This window comes from Streptomyces sp. NPDC007095 (genome assembly GCF_040634475.1).
Lineage (GTDB): Bacteria > Actinomycetota > Actinomycetes > Streptomycetales > Streptomycetaceae > Streptomyces.
Genome location: NZ_JBEYFS010000023.1, coordinates 1 through 16,968 on the forward strand (window position 1 = coordinate 1; position 16,968 = coordinate 16,968).

At 68.9% G+C, this 16,968-nt stretch carries 15 protein-coding genes and 1 pseudogene; 5 read left to right on the forward strand and 11 right to left on the reverse strand.

Annotated features, from left to right (window positions below; all coding sequences use genetic code 11):
* The 6 genes from ABZ656_RS10745 to ABZ656_RS10770 form a co-directional block, all read right to left on the reverse strand.
* Window positions 1-386, reverse strand: a 386-nt coding sequence (locus tag ABZ656_RS10745; protein WP_360266516.1) for a phosphotransferase, incomplete at its 3' end; no start/stop codon positions are given.
* Window positions 387-648: 262 nt separating this feature from the next.
* Window positions 649-3,606, reverse strand: a complete 2,958-nt coding sequence (locus ABZ656_RS10750; RefSeq protein ID WP_360266519.1) for a hypothetical protein — start codon at window positions 3,604-3,606, stop codon at window positions 649-651.
* Window positions 3,603-4,715: an AAA family ATPase gene (locus tag ABZ656_RS10755; RefSeq protein WP_360266522.1), complete on the reverse strand. Its 1,113-nt coding sequence runs from the start codon at window positions 4,713-4,715 to the stop codon at window positions 3,603-3,605. Before ABZ656_RS10755 ends, ABZ656_RS10750 begins: the two co-directional genes overlap by 4 nt.
* Before the next feature lie 59 nt (window positions 4,716-4,774).
* The gene (locus ABZ656_RS10760; RefSeq protein WP_360266525.1) at window positions 4,775-6,004 is read right to left on the reverse strand and encodes a VWA domain-containing protein; all 1,230 of its coding nucleotides are present in this window, start codon (window positions 6,002-6,004) and stop codon (window positions 4,775-4,777) included.
* A gap of 195 nt (window positions 6,005-6,199) precedes the next feature.
* A complete protein-coding gene (locus ABZ656_RS10765; RefSeq protein ID WP_101402818.1) occupies window positions 6,200-7,618 on the reverse strand; it encodes a hypothetical protein in 1,419 nt (472 codons plus the stop codon).
* On the reverse strand, window positions 7,588-8,058 hold the full coding sequence (locus ABZ656_RS10770) for a hypothetical protein (protein WP_360266528.1): 471 nt from the start codon (window positions 8,056-8,058) through the stop codon (window positions 7,588-7,590). Before ABZ656_RS10770 ends, ABZ656_RS10765 begins: the two co-directional genes overlap by 31 nt.
* Before the next feature lie 250 nt (window positions 8,059-8,308).
* Between ABZ656_RS10770 and ABZ656_RS10775 the strand changes: the two genes are divergently transcribed.
* The gene (locus ABZ656_RS10775; protein ID WP_360266531.1) at window positions 8,309-8,593 is read left to right on the forward strand and encodes a hypothetical protein; all 285 of its coding nucleotides are present in this window, start codon (window positions 8,309-8,311) and stop codon (window positions 8,591-8,593) included.
* A gap of 40 nt (window positions 8,594-8,633) precedes the next feature.
* Complete coding sequence (locus tag ABZ656_RS10780; protein WP_101402816.1) at window positions 8,634-9,533, forward strand: hypothetical protein; 900 nt, start codon at window positions 8,634-8,636, stop codon at window positions 9,531-9,533.
* Between the two features lie 95 nt (window positions 9,534-9,628).
* Here ABZ656_RS10780 and ABZ656_RS10785 read toward each other — a convergent pair whose 3' ends face one another.
* The 4 genes from ABZ656_RS10785 to ABZ656_RS10800 form a co-directional block, all read right to left on the reverse strand.
* Entirely contained in the window at window positions 9,629-10,108 is a 480-nt protein-coding gene (locus ABZ656_RS10785) for a hypothetical protein (RefSeq protein WP_360266534.1), read from the reverse strand.
* Window positions 10,109-10,300: 192 nt separating this feature from the next.
* Window positions 10,301-10,504, reverse strand: a complete 204-nt coding sequence (locus ABZ656_RS10790; protein WP_060899524.1) for a cold-shock protein — start codon at window positions 10,502-10,504, stop codon at window positions 10,301-10,303.
* A gap of 484 nt (window positions 10,505-10,988) precedes the next feature.
* Entirely contained in the window at window positions 10,989-11,618 is a 630-nt protein-coding gene (locus ABZ656_RS10795) for a hypothetical protein (protein ID WP_360266539.1), read from the reverse strand.
* A 228-nt stretch (window positions 11,619-11,846) separates the two neighbouring features.
* Window positions 11,847-12,377: a GNAT family protein gene (locus ABZ656_RS10800; protein ID WP_360266542.1), complete on the reverse strand. Its 531-nt coding sequence runs from the start codon at window positions 12,375-12,377 to the stop codon at window positions 11,847-11,849.
* Window positions 12,378-12,809: 432 nt separating this feature from the next.
* On the opposite strand from ABZ656_RS10800, the gene ABZ656_RS10805 reads away from it, so the two are divergent.
* Together ABZ656_RS10805 and ABZ656_RS10810 are read left to right on the forward strand one after the other, a co-directional pair.
* Window positions 12,810-13,196 (forward strand): inositol monophosphatase family protein, encoded by a 387-nt coding sequence (locus ABZ656_RS10805; RefSeq protein WP_360266545.1) that lies wholly within the window; start codon window positions 12,810-12,812, stop codon window positions 13,194-13,196.
* 915 nt (window positions 13,197-14,111) lie between these two features.
* The gene (locus ABZ656_RS10810; RefSeq protein WP_360266548.1) at window positions 14,112-15,386 is read left to right on the forward strand and encodes a phosphatase PAP2 family protein; all 1,275 of its coding nucleotides are present in this window, start codon (window positions 14,112-14,114) and stop codon (window positions 15,384-15,386) included.
* Window positions 15,387-15,748: 362 nt separating this feature from the next.
* Here ABZ656_RS10810 and ABZ656_RS10815 read toward each other — a convergent pair whose 3' ends face one another.
* Window positions 15,749-16,477 (reverse strand): DUF6461 domain-containing protein, encoded by a 729-nt coding sequence (locus ABZ656_RS10815; RefSeq protein ID WP_360266551.1) that lies wholly within the window; start codon window positions 16,475-16,477, stop codon window positions 15,749-15,751.
* A gap of 59 nt (window positions 16,478-16,536) precedes the next feature.
* Between ABZ656_RS10815 and ABZ656_RS10820 the strand changes: the two are divergent.
* A pseudogene (locus ABZ656_RS10820) lies at window positions 16,537-16,938 on the forward strand (transposase); the annotation flags it as partial.
* Window positions 16,939-16,968 lie beyond the last annotated feature (30 nt).

Sequence of the window (16,968 nt, forward strand, 5' to 3'; positions counted from 1 at the left end):
GCTTGGCCAGGCCTCATCGAAGCTTGCGCTGCCGCCATCGAAGCCATTAACCCCAGCAAGAAGACGCCGCCCGCGCTGAGCCGCTGCACCACCTCGCCGTCGACGCCGGCGTGGGCTCGCGGCAGCCGCAGCCCGGACATCGCGTCGGCCAGGCGTTCCACGGCCGCACACTGGGCGCGCAGCGCGGCCGGGTCCGAGGCCGGGTTGGCGATCTTGAGGACGTAGTCCCCCGTCCCCGTACGCACGCGGTAGTTGCGGTCCTGCTGACTGCCCAGGTCCTGGACGGTTCCCGTCACCCCGAACCGCTGCGCGAGCACCGCCGACACCTCGGCTTCGTCGAGAGGACCGATCGGCCGTACCAGCCAGTCGGCGGACGGAATGCCCATGGGGTCGCTCGCTTCTGTTCGGCACGCCGCACGCGCGCGGAGGCCCGGCGCAAGGGGTGCCGGAACGTTCCGGCAACCGTAGGTTCGCCCGCTGAGCTGTGTCAACGATGCCGTGGGCGATCCCACAGCCGCCACGTAGCCGCATCCATAGCCGCTCCGTAGCCGAGCCTGCGCACAACGGCCGGGATGCGTACCCCGGCCGATACCAGGACAATTCGGTCTCGAATAGTCACCCCCGGCCGGGGTTGCCCCGGACCCGCTGTCAGGAGCCGGCCAGCAGCACCTCCAATGCCAGCGCCGTAGTGGGGTGAAGACCGAGCAGCGCCGCCCCGGACGGGCCGGGGGCCGCCGTCCGCCACGTACCGTCACAGCCCAGCAGGCTCGCCACCGCGTCGCACGTCGCGGGGTGGGCGGCGAGCAGCACGACACCGGGGCCGTCGTCCGCGCCGCGCGCCGAGGTCTGGGTCTCCGGCACCGACTGCGCCCGCCACGGCGGCACCCACGCGTCCAGCGCCGCCAGCCGGCCGGGGAAGGTCCGTCCGGCCTCCCGGATCAGCAGCGGGGCCAGCTCGGTGCCGCTCGAGCGCAGGGTGGTGATCAGGGTGGGCAGCCACGGCAGGAGCACCGGGTCCGGCAGCCGTCCGAACGCGTTCGACACCGCTTCCACGACGAAGTCGGTGAGGGCCGGGACGGGCTCCAGGGCGTGTACGAAGCCGCTGAGGTAGCGCGGATAGGCGGGCACCACCAGAGGGTTGCCGAGCAGCTCGTCGCACCTTGTCCGAAGGTCCGCGCGGGAGAGGTTCCCGAGCTGTGTCTGCGCCGCCCACAGCAGCGCCGTCTTCGAGGGGTCCGCCGGATGCGACTGGCCGACGGCCAGTTCCAGTTGGGTACGGTCGCAGCCCAGCGACAGCGCCAGGTTCTCCATGCTGAACAGGAAGCCCAGCATCGCCGCCACGTGGCGGACGGTGGCGTCCTCGTCGGTGAACGCCGTGGGCAGCAGGGTGCAGTAGTGCGCGTACCCGGTCTTGACGAAGGACTCGATCCATGGGGGCAGCGTCGGCTCGCTGGTGCGGTAGTACGCCAGCAGCCGGCGCACCCGGCGCAGCACCTCAGGCGCGCCGTCGACGCTCCGTTCGGTCGCCAGTACCTCCAGGGCGCGGGTGCCCAGTTCGTCCGCTAGGCGGCGGCTGCGCAGGTACAGCGTCGCGTCCTCGACGGTCCCCAGAACGGTCGCCGTGGTGGCCTGCGGACCGTACGCCGTCCGGCGCAGACGCTGTTCAAGGACCTGTTCGATGCTGACGCCCTCGTAGCCGAGCTCGATGAGCGCACGCTGGTGGGTGCCCAGCGCCAGGTCCCACGACTCCTGGATCGACCGCTCCCCGAGCTTCCGCTCGCCCATGATCGGCCGCACGGCGCCCTGAGGCATCAGATGGCGGAGCATCCACAGCACGTCGGAGCAGCGATCCAGTTCCGGCTGGGCGGCAATGTTCAGCAACGCCCTCTGCACGCCGCGCTGTTGGAGCTTCAGGTTCAGCGGCGCGAGCCGGTCGTGCACGTCGCGCGCCAGCGGCGGCAGCGCGTCGTAGCCGACCTGGCCGACCCGGTCGCCGCCCATCATGATCTCCACGAGCCGGCGCACATCGCGCCGGCCCGGCACGGTGTCCTTCTCGATGCAGGTGACGGCCGCGTCCTGGAAGTCGTACGGCGTCGGCCTGGCCCGGTCGCGCATCCCGGCCAGCAGGATCGACGTCTCGAACACGGCGATGGCGTCGGCCGTGGAGGCGAGGTAGCCGTTGCGGCGCGCCGCCCGCACGATCTCCACGGACCAGCCGAGCAGTTCGTCCTCGTCCAGCCGGTCGAGGACGGGCGGTCGCCGCAGGAAACCGGTCAGCTTGTCCGCGGGCGGGAGCGCCGGTGCCGGAGCCGCCGCGGTCACGGTCTTCTTCGCCCTCGACTTCTTCGCGCCCGCCTGCCCCTCCAGGCGGTAGGGCTTCACACGTGTGCGGCTGACGTTCTTCGCCCAGACGGTCGCGGCGATCGACACCGAACCGGCGGCGAGGCCGAACTGCGCCTCGATCGCCGCGTGGCTGGACGGGATCAGGCCGTGCTGCCACTTGGTCGCGCTGCGCGGGGCGATCTCGAACGTGTCGGTGCCGTGGACGCCGAACTCCTCGACCCGGCTGGCCGCGTGGAAGGCTCCGCAGACATAGAGGCAGTCGTCGGGATCGGTGCCGGTCGCGGTCAGGTGCTCGCGCATCCTGGTCCACATGTAACGCTCGCGGTCCTCGTCCACCCGCACCCGGTGCGGGTCGCCGGGTGCGAGGCGTCGGAAGAGGCTGCCGATCAGGAGCATCACCTGGCGGTAGGTGTCGTGGTCGCTGTCGCCGAGCGGCAGTTCGACGTACTGGTGCCACCATTCCGACCAGTGCCGCACCCTGCCGTGCCGCAGCAGGTGTTCCTCCAGTTCGGCGAAGCGCGGGCGCAGGTCGCCGATCTCCACACCGACCGCATCGCCGTGCAGCGCGGCCTCCTCCTCGACGGGCGGGGCGTCGGGGTCGGCGGGCTCGCCGGCGTGCGTCCCGCGTGCGTCCCATTGGAAGACGTGATCCGAGGAACGGTCGACGAGGACCAGTTCGACGCCGGGCGTGTCCAGTGCGTAGGCGATCGCCTGGTACTCGGCGGAGGCCTCGGTGATCGGTGCGACCACCGACAGCGGTGACCACTCGGCCGGGAAGCCGTCGATCTCGGTCGCGAAGGCCTGGACCGCCACCGGGAGTCTGCAGTTGCGCAGTTCGGTCAGCAGCGGCGCCATGTCCTCGCACAGCTCCAGGTACACGACCTTCGGCTGTTTCTCCCGCAGGCGGCGTGCCATGGCCAGCGCCGAGGCGGGCGAGTGGTGGCAGACGGGGAAGATCTCCAGGGGCTCGCGCACCGCGCGGCCGACGTCCTCGACGATGCCGAGGAGGATGCCCTCCAGGGCGTCGGGCCCGTCGGCCAGCGTCGCGGCGGCCCCCTGCAACTGCGCGCGCAGCGCTTCGAAGGTGCCCTCGTGCGTGCTCTTGCGCGTGCCGCTCGTGGTCCCGTGCTGGGTGCTCTCGTGCGTGCCGCTCAAGGTCCCGTCCTGGGTGCTCTCGTGCATGCCGCTCAAGGTCCCGTCCTGGGTGCTCTCGTGCATGCCGCTCAAGGTCCCGTCCTGGGTGCTCTCGTGCGTGCCGCTCATGACAGGGTGGCGATCGCGTCGCGGCCGCCCTCCAGGAACTCCGGCCAGGATCCGCCCTCTTCCTTGCTGCGCGGCTCGACCACGCCGTGCAGGTACTTGTTGAGGATGGCCAGGTCCTCGGGCTCTCGCCGGGCCAGTGACCCGACGAGCGAGGAGGCCAGGGTGCGGGCGGTCAGTGCGCGTTCGCCGAAGAAATTGCTGTGCAGGATCGCGTCCTCGAGCACGCCGATCTGCTCGGCGGTGGACAGCGCGGACTCCAGCTTCTCGTCGTCGCTGCCGGCCGCGGCCGCGGAGGCGCGCAGATCGGCGAAGCTCTGCAGCAGCACGTCGAGCAGGGTCGGCGGTACGTCCAGCTCGATCTGGTGACGGCCCAGCAGTTCCTCGGTGCGGAAGCGGACGATCTCCGCCTCGCTCTTCTTGTTCGTCACCACGGGGATGCGTACGAAGTTGAAGCGGCGCTTGAGCGCCGAGGACAGGTCGTTGACCCCCCGGTCACGGCTGTTGGCGGTGGCGATGATCGAGAAGCCGGGCTGGGCGAAGACGATGTTGTCGCTGTCCAGTTCCGGGACCGAGATGTACTTCTCGGACAGGATCGAGATCAGCGCGTCCTGAACGTCGCTGGTGGAGCGGGTGAGTTCCTCGAAACGGCCGATCGCGCCGGTCTCCATCGCGGTCATGATCGGCGAGGGGATCATCGACTCCCGCGACTGCCCCTTGGCGATGACCATGGACACGTTCCAGGAGTACTTGATGTGGTCCTCGGTGGTGCCGGCCGTACCCTGCACCACCAGCGTGGAGTTGCGGGAGATCGCGGCGGACAGCAGCTCGGCCAGCCAGCTCTTGCCGGTGCCGGGGTCGCCGATGAGCAGCAGACCGCGGTCGGAGGCCAGCGTGACGATGGAGCGCTCGACGAAACTGCGGTCGCCGAACCACTTCTGCGAGATCTCCCGGTCCAGGCCGTCGGAACGCTCGGAGCCCAGGATGAACAGACGGACCATCTTCGGGGACAGCCGCCAGGAGAAGGGCTTGGGGTTGTCGTCGATGGACTCCAGCCAGTCCAGTTCCTCGGCGAACTTGATCTCGGCGGGGGCGCGCAACAAGTCGGACATCACAGGGCCTTTCTGAACGGAAGTCAAATGAGTGAGCAGTGTCTGAGCGGGCGAGACGCCTACGCCAGGAATGTCTTGAGCTCGTGGACCAGCTTGCGGATGTGGCCGGAGAGCACAGGCGTGCCGAGGTCCTTGAAGCGCTCGCGGAACCACGGGTTGACGCTGCCGCGGCCGGCGCTGGTCACCGAGCCGACCGGGATGAACTTGGCTCCCGAGCGGTGGATGGCGGCCATGCTGTCGAACAGCGGCTCGGACCGCCATTCGTAGAAGTCGGAGATCCACACCACGACGGTGTTGCGGGGCTCGGCGATCTTCGGCTGGGCCAGGGCCATGGCGACCGTGCCGTCGGTGCCGCCCCCGAGGTTGGTGCGCAGCAGGGTCTCGAAGGGGTCGTGCACCCATGGTGTGAGGTCGAGCGCCTGGGTGTCGTACGCGATCAGGTGCACGTCCACCTTCGGGAGCCCGGCGAATATGGATGCCAGGATGGTGCAGTTCACCATGGAGTCGACCATCGAGCCCGACTGGTCCACGACGACGATCAGCCGTTGGGGCGTCGTCTTGCGCGCGGTGTGCCGGTAGTAGAGGCGGTCGACGTACAGCCGCTCCTCCTCCGGGCTCCAGTTGGTGAGGTTCTTCCAGATCGTGCGGTCGAGGTCGAGGTTGCGGAACACCCGCTTGGGCGGGACGGAGCGGTCCAGCGCGCTCACGGTGGTCTTCTCCACCTGGGTGCGCAGCACTTGGGCGACCTCGTCGACGAATCGGCGGATCAGGGACTTGGCGTTGGCCAGGGCCACGCCCGAGAGGTTGTTCTTGTCCCGCAGCAGCTGCTCGATCAGCGACATGCTCGGGGTCAGCTGTGCGGCGAGCTTGGGGTCGGCCAGCACCTCGCGCAGGCGCATCCGCTTGACGAGGTCGGCCTCGATCGCGCCGAGTTCCGGGCCGATCGCCGGAATCAGCCGGCTGAGGTCGGGTGTCGTGCCCGAGCCGCCGGTGCCGGTCGGGCTGACCCCGGGTCCCGCGGCGCCTGCCCCGGCTCCCGCCCCTGCGCGGCCGCCGCGCAGTTCGCCCGGCTTGCAGCCGAGTGCGCGCTCCAGCCAGTCCGCGTCGGACTGCCAGCGCGCCAGCTGTCCGGCGGTGACCGTGCCGGAGCCGGCGGCGAAGACGTTGAGCAGCACCTTCGACACCAGTGCCGCGCGCCGTACTTCGGCGGCCCGGTCCCGGGCCTCGTCGTCAGCCTCGGGGACCATCAGGCCGTCGAACTCGGCGGCCAGTTCCGGATGGCGCTGCACGATCGAGTCGACGGAGGCTCCCGGGTCCAGCAGTGCGGACGGCAGACCGATGTCCTCGACGACGGCCAGGCTCGCCGACTCCAGCGTGGCCTGCTCCTCGGGGTCGAAGAGTCGGGCGAGGAGCCGCCAGTACAGGACCTGACGGCGGTTGTCGTGGGGGGGCCGCTTCGGGGTGGGATGAGGTCGTCGCGTCGGTCATTTCCGCAGCAGCCTTCCGGCGCGCTCCCGCAGCACGGCCACGGCGTCGGTGGCGGCCTTCTCGGCCTTGACGCCGACCTTGTCGGCCGTGCCCCCGGCCCATGCCCCGGCGTGGAGCGCGACGGGCTTCTTCCGTACGGTCGTCTCGACGGCCAGGGGCTGGACGCGATACGTCCCCGCGTCCCACCGGAGCAGCCCTATGCAGGCGTTCGACGTCGCGACGGCCTCGGGGGTGAGCGGGCCGGCGCCCGGAACGCGGTCGGTGTCGACGGCGAGAGCGTGTCCGGCGACCGTGAACGTCATCGTCTCCTCGTCCTTTCGGACGGCGTAGCCCTCCAGGAACACGGGGACGGTGATGCGCGTCGGGTGCCGGTCGAGCGGTGTGGTCACCGGGTCGGTGGCGGTGGGCAGGGCGACGCGGGCGGTGGTGAAGGCGTCGGCGGGCTCGCTCGGGCGGGCGTGCTCGTCGCTCCAGATCAAGTCGCCCGCGGCGGTGACCGGCATGTCGGTGAGCTCCATCGAGCGGCCCTCGCCGACGGCTGCAAGGAGCGACATGTGCGGGCGCAGCAGCTGCCAGAGGCCGGCTCCGACGACCGTGTCGGGCTTCGGCACCGACACGCTGGCGCGCACCAGGCCGGGCGCCGAGCCGTCGGCGGGTTCGAACACCGCGTGGACCTGGGCCTGTGCCGCGGTCGCGTGTTCCTGCAGGTCGATACCCAGGGGCAGCAGACGGCCGGTGGCGGTACCCTGCACGGGCGTTTCGGCGGCACCGGGCAGCGTCAGCAGCATCCCACGTGACCAGAGGTCGCCCCAACGGCGTGCCGGGATCTTCTCCAGGGCGGAGCCCGGGCAGGACGCGGCGAGTTCCGCGGCGAAACCGTCGATGAGCGTCGCCGGCCGGCGCAGGGACGGGTCCGGAAGCATCGCGGAGACGACCTGCGCCGCCCCGGAGACCACCTCGTGGTCGATGCCCTGCCATCCGGTACGTGCGAGATCGCAGAGCCAGGCGCGGGCGGCGGCGAGCAGGTTCACCGCCTGCTGCCCACCGGTCACCGGTACGGCCTCCTCGCCGCGGGGGCGACCGGTGGCCTCCATGACGCGGGTCATCAGTGCGTCGTGGACGGACCCGAGCAGTGCGGTACGGGCGGCGGCGAGGGCGACGAAGTGGTCTTCGCCCGCTGCTCCGGCCGCCGCCTTCGCCGCCGCCTCGGAGACCCGGACGGCCAGGGGTGTCCCCGCGACGGCGTGCGCGAGCTCGGTCAGACCGGCGGCCTGGGCGGGTTGCGGACGCAGCAGGCCCGCGACGAGAGCCTGGTCGAAGGCGTCGACGGCCGCCAGCGCTTCGTCGAGCCCGGCGATGGTGTCGGAGAGGAGGTCCGCGCGCATCACGCCACCGCCCTGGTCGGCGGGAACCACTGCATCTCCGGCAACGGCGCGGTGGTCGGGGCGAGTTCGAGGTAGGCCAGGTGGCGCAGGAACCGGCTGAAGACGGGCGCGGCGGACTTGGTGTCTCCCTGCGCCGGCCGTGTGTTGTCCATGACGTGGGCGATGGTCTGTCCGCTCGGCTCGCCGTCCGCGAGGTCGACCCTCAGATAGCGGGCGACGCGCTCGGCGCCGTACTGCAGTACCGCCTCGTTGATCAGGGCCCGGATGTGATTGCAGAACATGCCTCGCGCGCCGCCGCAGGGCCGGTTGTTGTTGGTGCTGCAGGCGAACGCGTAAGTGCCGGCCGCGACCGACGAGACGTAGACCCGCTCGATGTCCGAGCCGCTGGACACCACGCCCTGGAGGCGTCCGTCGGCCAGCTCGACGAAGGGCACCTTGGCGAGCTTCCGCGGCCGCGCGGGCGCTGTCACCCGTGCCGTGCTCGACCTCTCCCAATCCGACAACGCACCATCTCCTATGCATCAGAGGGGACTTCCGCGCCACTTCGGCGGGACACGACTGAACATAGCGGCGACCACTGACAACGCCGTTTCGAGGACGACCGCCGAGGTGGGCAAGGTCGGTGCGCGACGCCTGCTCATCGACGGGACCGCGACGTAAGGTGCCGGTCAAGGTGAAAAGCAGATGCCGCGTCACCGCGCGTGCACGCAGCATGCCGGCATGTCCACCGACGTCAGCGGCATGATCGAGTGTCGACCAGGTGCCCGCCTCTGGGGTCCCGACGACGAGGACTCCGCGTGGCACGCCGCCATCGACCTCTTCCTGCCCAACAACGGCAACGCCTACGGCGCCCTCGCCTGCCTCTTCGGTTACCGCAATTCCTTCGGCTTCCGCCCTCTGGCCGAAGGCCGCGGCTTTCCGAGCGACGCGTCCGAGGGGCTGAGGACCGAGTACGCCGCCTACGGTGGCTCAGCCGACGTACCTGGCACAACGCAGATCACCTGAGCGGCAACGAACCGGGGCTGCTGACGAGTCTTCTGGGCGGGTGGGGCGCCCGGGCCGCGCCGGCGCTGCCCGGCTGTACGAGGCGCTCACACACTTCCCGGGCCAGGTCGCCCCGGCCATCGCGGCCATCGCCGTTGACATCTCGCCCGGCGAACGCGCCGAGGCGGTCGCGGTGTTGCGGGCGGCGGCCGGGAAGGGCTCGCTCCAGACGTCGAAGGCCTCGTACGACCTCGTCGGCGAGCACGAGCCCGTGGTGCAGTGCCTCGACCTGGAGCTCCAAAGCGGTGGCCACCGACTCAGGGAGGCCGTGGGGACGGCCGGCGCGCTCGGTCGCCGGGCGGCGGCTCTGGCCCCGGCCCTGCGCGAGGCGCTCAGCGGCCCGGACGGCGAAACGGTCACGCCCGCGCTGGACGCGGACACTGTGCCAGCCGAGGCTCTGTGGCGTGTCACGCAGGACGCCGCCGCGGTGGTCGCTGCCCTGGACTCGGTCCTGGTCCGGGCCGGACAGAACTCCTGGTCCCAGTGGTCGGCGGTGCGGGCCGCTCGTACGACGGCCCTCCTCGGCCCGGCGGGGCGGCCGCTCACCTCCCGCCCGCAGACCCTTCTCGACGATCCCGTGCAGGCGCCGGCCTCGGTGCTGGCCCTCACGGCCGTGGCGGAACCCGCCTCGCTGGACCGCACGGCGCTCGCCGCGGCCGTCCTGCGGTCCGCCGAACAGGAATCCGACCCGGCAGGTGCCTGCGACGCCCTGGAGGCCCTCGGCGTCGCCGCCTTGACCGCCGACCACCTGCGCCGGCTGTCCGTCCTCGCCGACGGCGACGCGCGGATCATCCGCTCGGGAGTGGAAGACCGCATCATTCGCCAGAACGAAGCCTTCCCGAACCGCGCCCGGGCACTCGTCACCGCCTTCACGGCCTCCACAGCCCCCGCTGCCCCCTGACGGAAGCAGGCAGTGGCGCGATCCCGAGACCGTAGCGCCTGGCCAAGGGCCGCATCGAGACCGGCACGAGGAAGCGTCAAGACCGGTGGATCAAGTCATTTGGGCTCGTCACAGTGCCGTAGCTGACGGCTCGCCGCGTTTCGAACGCGGCGGGTTCGTCCACGTTCGGCCAGCAGCCCGAGGGCCTCCGGTGAGGCCACGATCTGCATGGTGGCGGCCATGCGCTGAAACCAGTCGGATGCGCTGGTGAGGTCCTCGGCGGCCCACGGCTTGCCCAGGGCGATGGTTCTGAGCAGGGTCCACTCGCGCAGACGGCGGGCAAGGAAGTCGCGATCCGCGACCACCTCGGTCATCGTCCGGGCCCAGGCCGTGAACGGAGGGTCGGTCAGCAGGTCGGCAGCCCGGCGATCCAGATGGCGGCCCACTGCGCTGTCCGCCATCGTCACGTCCTGGTCGCGCAGGACGGCGGCCACCAGGTCGGCCTCGTCCGCCTCGGCGATGGCCTCCAGGGCCTGCCGGTAGCAGGCGAAGCGCCAGTGCTCGGCGGGCTCCTCGTCGGTATGGAGGCCGGTCATGCCGCGATTCCTTCCGGCCGCTCGACGAGCTGGCCGCGCTCAAAGCGCGCACCGGCCCGGACCAGGGAAACCAGGCGGGGTGTGTTCACCGCGTCCCAGCGGATCCGCGCGGATCGGCAAGTAGCCGTCAAAGCCGGACCAGGGGCCCGGAACGCGCGCTCCGGGCCCCTGGTGTACGTCCTGCCTTCAGGGTCAGGCGGGCGTGATGTTCTCCGCCTGCGGGCCCTTCTGGCCCTGGGTGACGTCGAAGGTGACCGCCTGGCCTTCCTGGAGCTCGCGGAAACCGCTGGCGTTGATGTTGGAGTAGTGCGCGAACACGTCCGGTCCGCCACCGTCCTGAGAGATGAAGCCGAAGCCCTTTTCTGCGTTGAACCACTTGACGGTTCCGCTGGCCATGCTGGTGCCTTCCAGTCGATATCGGGTTCCGCACCGCGCGGACCCGGAGGTGGTCGTCCTGGTCCGGCACTGCACAGCAAAGCGCCCGCGCCGGAGCGCGGGCAGGTACTGCGAACCACGACATCTGACAGCGACGCTACACGGCGAAACTGCCCACCGCCAGAGAGCAACAGCCATGATCCGCACAGGTCGGGCGGGCCCCTGCCGCGGACCCCCGCCACCGGCCCGCGCAGGCTACGAGGCGAGTGGCTGACGCAGGTCCAGAAAGCAGCGGCTGCCATACGCCCTGCCGACCCGCATCCCGGCCCTACCCGATCCGGCACCCCCGACCCGGCACTACGCCCCGAACGCCGCAGGGACACCGAAGCCTGTCTCAACCTGACCGCTCCCCGACTCGACGATCTGCGGTCCCTTCACGAAGCAGGGCACCCCGCGCAGCTACCCCCTTCCGGGGAGTGGCTGCGCGTGCGTTGCGATGCGTCCGCTAGCAGGACTCATCGAACTTGACTGCGGTAAACGCGACCGGCTGCCCCCTGAGCGCGGTACCGGCAGACGGCGACTGCGTGCACACCTTCCAGTTGCTCTCGATCAGCACCAGCCGATCCGAAGCAGACGCGTCCTTCACCGTGATCGACGTGCTCGGGTCGAGAGCGGCCCGCGCCGCCTTCACCGACTTCCCCTCGAAGTCCGGCATCGTTCCACCGGCTGCAGACGGGGCCGACTCATCCTTCGCCGGGCACTTCTCCGCGAGCTTCACCGCCCCGAAGTTGATCGTCGTGTCCGTAGCCTGCGATGTGCCGGCCTTCACGTTCTGGGAGCAGACTTTCCAGTCGCGGTCGAGGATCTGCATGCGGTCCCGGCCGAGCGAGTCGTGCGACTTCAGCGAGTAGAAGCCCTGCTCCTGCGCTGTGTCCTGCGCGGACTGGAGGCCCATGCCAACGAAGTTGGGCACCGCCTTGTGCCCGGCCGCGGCGGCCTTGTCGTCCTTCGACGCTGCCGTGGTGACGCCCGGCGCCGGGGTGCCGGTGGTCTTGCTGCCGTCGGTCGGCTGGCAGGCGACGACACCGCCGACCGCAGCGGCGAGCAGGATGGCGCTGATGATGCGGGTACGCACAGATTCCCCCAGGGTTGAGCTAGCCGGGACACCGTAGGGCAGACAGGGCGGAAGAGGGAAAGGGATTGCGAAGCTATGACACGGCCACGCCCCACCCTCGTGGAGGGCGGGGCGCTCTGCTGTTCTTACTGCTGCACGCGGGCAGCGTCAGCGAGGCCGCTCGTTCGTCAAATCCCCGAGCTCCGAGGGCGGATCACGGCAGATCTTGATCCACTTCTGAATCGAGGCTCAGCAGATCTCGCTCGCCAGCAGCCCCATCGTGAACATGTCGTACCACTTGCCGTCGCGGCGGAAGACCTGGCGAAGACGGCCCTCCTCAACGAAGCCGACCTTCTCGTAGACCCTGCGCGCGGCGTGGTTCTCGGTAACCACGGTCAGCGTCACCTTGTGCAGGCGCATGTCCTCGAAGCCGTAGCGACAGATCGTCCGCACCGCATCGGTGGCGTATCCGCGGCCCCAATACGCCTTCTCACCCAGGTAGATATCGAGTTTCGCGATGCCCTTCTCCGGTTCCGCGTCATGCAACATGACCAGGCCGACGAGCTGACCGTCGGCAAGCGCCTCAATGCCGAGGAGCAAGTCGCCATAGGTGTTGCGGGGGCGCTCCTCCAGCCACTTGCGGACGCGCTCCACCGGCTGGGCATATGTGTCGTCCATCCACCGCATGACCAGGGGGTCGTGGTTCCAGCGCCACAGTGCCTCGGCGTCCGCGGGACCCATCGCCCGCAGCTTCACCAGCTCTCCAAGCGCCACGCTCACCGACCCCTTGTACGTCTCGTGATCATCTTACGAATCACGAAGTGGTACCACGGTCGGGACCGCACGCTCAATCGGATTCTGCGGTGCCGAAACCGGAGCCAGGACATGCTCGGGCGGAAGCGGCAGAAGCCTCCAGAAGCCGAAAGGGACCTCGGTGCCGTCCGTTGCGGCATCGAAGAGCCGGCCCGTCATCGGCATCAGCGGCAGTCCATGGCCGAGAAAGGCCATCCGAGCGGCAGGCGAGCCCCCGTAGGGCGCCGCGGAGCACCTCGTCTTCGGCGATGACTGCGTGCCGTTCATAACCCGTACCAACGCCCCTCCACCGATCGAAGGCCCCGTCTTGTCGCACTCGCTGACGTCACTCGGTGGGGCAGGTGGACGGAAGCCGGGCGCATCCTGACGCCATCGGTGGAGCCACGGAAGGCTCACCGGATGGACTATGCGTTCGGCGCTCCGCCCGCTCACCGGGAACTTCTTGACTTCGCTGTGCGCCTGATCAGCCGTGCCGGGCAGGTGTCGGTGAAGGGCTTCTTCGGTGACTGGCACAGCCGCCGTAAGGAGGACGGCAGTGAGGTCACCGAAGTCGATGAAGCGGTTGAGGAGCTGATCGGAGCCGAGTTGGGCCGCCGCGTCCCGGAGGACGGGGTCTTCGGCGAGGAGGGAGGTGCGACCAGCGGGACATCCGGACGCCGATGGGTCGTCGACCCCATCAACGGCACCACGTCCTTCACCCGCCGGTGGCCGCTGTTCTCGAACGATCTCGCTCAGGTCCAGACGGGGCAGCAGTCCAGTCGCTCCTTCGCCGGTCGAGCCGCCTGAGCTCCCTTCGCGATCTCCTCGGCCCGGTACCACAACTTGGCGCACTGCCTGGTGAAGGCTGCTGCCCGATCGTCCTGGCCAGGGCCCTCAGGTCATGGGCGGATGCGGTCAAGGTGGCCCTGGATGACAGGGCCGACCGCGTACGTGGGGCCGTGCTCCTGAGAATGAACCGGGCTCAGTACCGGTTGAGGACACGCTTCGCTGATCCGCCGTCCACATCCCCTGATTCTTGATCTCCCGGACACCCCCCAGCCACGCGCACGCGCCCTCGCCCGGATACCAGGCTCCCGAACGGCGTCCCGAGCGGCGTCGCGCCCGATACGATCACTGATCGTGTCGTATCAGGTGATCGGGCTCGGGAGTAGTGGTGGATGAGGTGATCCGGCAGCAGAAGCTTGACGTGGAGGTCGGGCAGCCGGACCGGGGGCGGGACACAGCGGACGGGCGATCTCGGCGGACGGGCGACGAGCACTCACACCCCGTGCAACGACCGCCGACGCCACTCGCCACAAAAGCATCCCTGACTACCAACTATCCGGATCGGATGCCCTCTAAGGGCCACCGGGTATCCCGTGACGTCCTCGATGTCCGCCGGGCGTCGAGAGTTTCAAGGCCATTCCCGAGGCGCCGGACCGTCGAGAGCAGGATCGACTGGCCTTCGCACCACTGGTGACCGGCGAAACCCACCCGCACCGCTCCGCTAGCATGCTCGAACTCACGACGAGTGCCCTGATCGCCCGCCCTTCGGCGGAAAAACATGCTGTCCGGCACAAAGAGTGACCCATATAACCAACATCTAACAAATCGGCCAAACCATTGATACCTAGAGCGTCGCGGGCGTTTTCGCGAATACGCTGCAGAATTACGTTCGCCGCATGGCGTCAACCGCGGGCGATTCTGTGGGCCACGGCGAGTGTGGCGGCCCTCGGATTCCTCGTCGCGTTGGAGATCGCCGCGCGCCATTATGGCCTGCCGGGGCCGATCACCAATCAGGCGCAAGAGGTGATATTCGCCCCTAAATCGGGTTTCCTGTTGTACGCCGGTATGGCGTTGATGATGGTGGTGCTCACCTGGCGGCAACGGTTCATCGCGGCTGGTGCCGCGATCGGCATCGACGTCGTCATCTTCCTGGTGCGGTGGGCAGTAGACGCCAAGGTGACCGAAGGCCACCCCTTCGGCAACGGCGCATTGTGGGTGATTTTGGGCTATGCGGTCATCGCCATCACGCGTCGCACCGGCCAGGAGCGTGTCCTGCTGCTGAAGGGTGTCGGGCTGGGCCTGCTACTGGTTGCCGGCCGCAAGACTGGCGATACTTGGCTGCTCATCACCTCTAAGACCCGGCCGGCCGTGCTCGACCAGTACGTGGCAACCGCCGATCACGCGCTGGGCAACCCGTCGTGGGTGGTAGGTCGGATTGTCACGGCCACCGGCCCGATCGGCGCACATGTTCTCGACTACGTCTACGTTCAGCTTGCGATAGCCGCGGTCATCGTCGCGCTGTACCAGCTGCGTAACGTGGCGGTCGAGCGCCGCTTCCCTGGCCATCATCTGGTGCGTACGTTCCTGGTCATCGGCCTCGTCGGTCCGGCGATCTACATGATCTTCCCGGTGGTCGGACCGATCTTTGCCTACGGCGCCGACGGCGGCCACTGGGCGACGGCCGACCTGTGGCCGAACACGCCGCCGCCGATCGGCACCCCGCACCAGATGCCATTCGACGAGATCACCCCACGCAACTGCATGCCCAGCCTGCACACAGCGTGGGCTACCGCAATTTTCATTCACTCCCGCAAGGGCCCACGGATTCTGCGATTTGCAGGCGCGTTCTGGCTGATTGCCACGCTCGGCGCAACGCTGGGCTTCGGATACCACTACGGCGCGGATCTCGTTGCCGGCGTGGTGTTTGCGTTCACGATCGAGGCAGCGCTGCGCTCGCTCGAACGTGGCTGGGACCGGTCAGGAATCCGGCTGGTCACCTACAGTGCAACGGTCTTCGCCGCGCTCTTGGTTTCATATCGCTATCTGCCGATAAAGATGGCCGAACATCCGTGGGTGTTTGGACCACTTCTCATTCTGGCGATGGCCTCAGTGGTCCAATGCTACGTGCAGACCATCAAGCTGTGGGAACCGAAGGCCGCACCGGCGCAGCAACCGGAACCGCAACCCGAACTACTGGAGTTGAACCCGTAATGCCGGTCAGGGAGCCCTGCTGAGCCCTGCTGGCTGACCTGCGATCCGGAGCATTCCACCCTGGCGGCGACGAGGCCACGAAGTGCTGCACGACGACGAACGGCAGCGATTGAGTCTCGTCGAAGGAGACGACCGGCGGCTTCTCGTCATCCGGGGCATATACGACCACGCTCAACACTGCTGGCCCCGGAGCCAGGGGAGAAGGCACAGACACGGTCCCTGGCCGGGAAGTCGACAGGGACCGAGCGCCACTTGACGCCGTTGTCCACGACGTAGCACACGGCGTCGAGCAGCTGCCGGTGCCAGAGGCTCCCCGCCCCGCCCGATTAGCCAGAAGTCTCCACCTGGCGACTCGCTGCGTGTCACAGTTGATCCTTCCGAACATGCACGTAAGTGCGCTCACCGTAAGCATCCGTGATGTCGATGGTGATGCTCTCCCACTCTTCGCCAGACTCCTCGGGTACCTCCCCTGCCCGATATTCGGCCGCCATCAGCACTTTCTCAGTCACCCGGACGCCTGTTAGGCGCTCAGTCAGCGCGAACACTGCTGCCTTACCATCGACATCAGGAGCTTCTTCATCCGTGAGGTCGAAACCGACCTCCCGCATCACAGCGTTGAGCTCGTCTGGGGTGCTGCCGCTTCTGACCGTGGGCCATTCGAACGTGGTGCGCAACTCACCGTTCTCGTGCCAGTGGAAGAAGTGCATGGGCTTCCCCCCGTTACTCGAATGAGAGACAGCACGGCTCCCGGCGGAGAGGGTTTCCATGAAGCCAGGCGATCCCAGATCTCCGCCGAGCGCCAGGGCGAGGGTCCAATCCCCTTGCTCACTCTGAACAGTGCACGCTCCCGCGAGGACGCACTCGTCCCGGTCATCGGATTCGTCGATGAGCTCCTGGTGTTGCTCGATCAGCTCGCCGAGGCCTACACACACACCCCGCGGCTCGGCCCCCGCCAAGGTGAGCAGCTCCGCGGGAGAGACGCCCCGCACCAGAGCCAGGGTGTACCCGATCTCCAGCGCGTACCTGAACGGTGATGATGAGGATCGTATCCAGCCGTAGTCGGCTGCGGTGGCTGAAGTCACGCAGTGCATCTTGCCAGCGGCCACTGACACAGGGAGGCGCTGCTCCTGGCCGCTGCGCCGGCAGCGCGCTCATCGCTGCCGGCCGGTGACAGGAAGGTGCCCCGGAAGTCCTGGTAGCGCTGGACGCCGGATACGACGCACCTCGCATTGCCCATCTGCTGGACGGACTGCCGATGCAGATCCTCGATCGGCTCCGATCCGACCGCGTGATGCGACGGCCGACACCACCGCGGGTCTACACCCCCTAGGGCGGCTGATCACCCAGGCAGGGCGGCGAGTTCGCCTGCGGGGACCCGAGCACCTGGGACACCGAAGTCGAAGGCGCCGTCGTCCGCCTGGTCGTGGAAAGGCTGCCCAGCGGCGGGGTCGACAAGCCGGTATGGCTGTGGTGGTCAGGCACCGGCGCCACCAAGGCGGACGTCGACCGCTGCCGGCAGTCCTTCCTCCGCCGCGTCGACATCGAGCACACCGCCCCGAGACCGGACATGACATGACATGAG

Coding starts and splice junctions, on each gene's coding strand:
- ABZ656_RS10750 (WP_360266519.1), bottom strand. CDS start 3,606: ATGAGCGGCACGCACGAGAGCACCCAGGACGGGACCTTGAGCGGCATG.
- ABZ656_RS10805 (WP_360266545.1), top strand. CDS start 12,810: ATGGACTATGCGTTCGGCGCTCCGCCCGCTCACCGGGAACTTCTTGAC.
- ABZ656_RS10785 (WP_360266534.1), bottom strand. CDS start 10,108: ATGACCGGCCTCCATACCGACGAGGAGCCCGCCGAGCACTGGCGCTTC.
- ABZ656_RS10775 (WP_360266531.1), top strand. CDS start 8,309: ATGTCCACCGACGTCAGCGGCATGATCGAGTGTCGACCAGGTGCCCGC.
- ABZ656_RS10755 (WP_360266522.1), bottom strand. CDS start 4,715: ATGTCCGACTTGTTGCGCGCCCCCGCCGAGATCAAGTTCGCCGAGGAA.
- ABZ656_RS10815 (WP_360266551.1), bottom strand. CDS start 16,477: ATGCACTGCGTGACTTCAGCCACCGCAGCCGACTACGGCTGGATACGA.
- ABZ656_RS10790 (WP_060899524.1), bottom strand. CDS start 10,504: ATGGCCAGCGGAACCGTCAAGTGGTTCAACGCAGAAAAGGGCTTCGGC.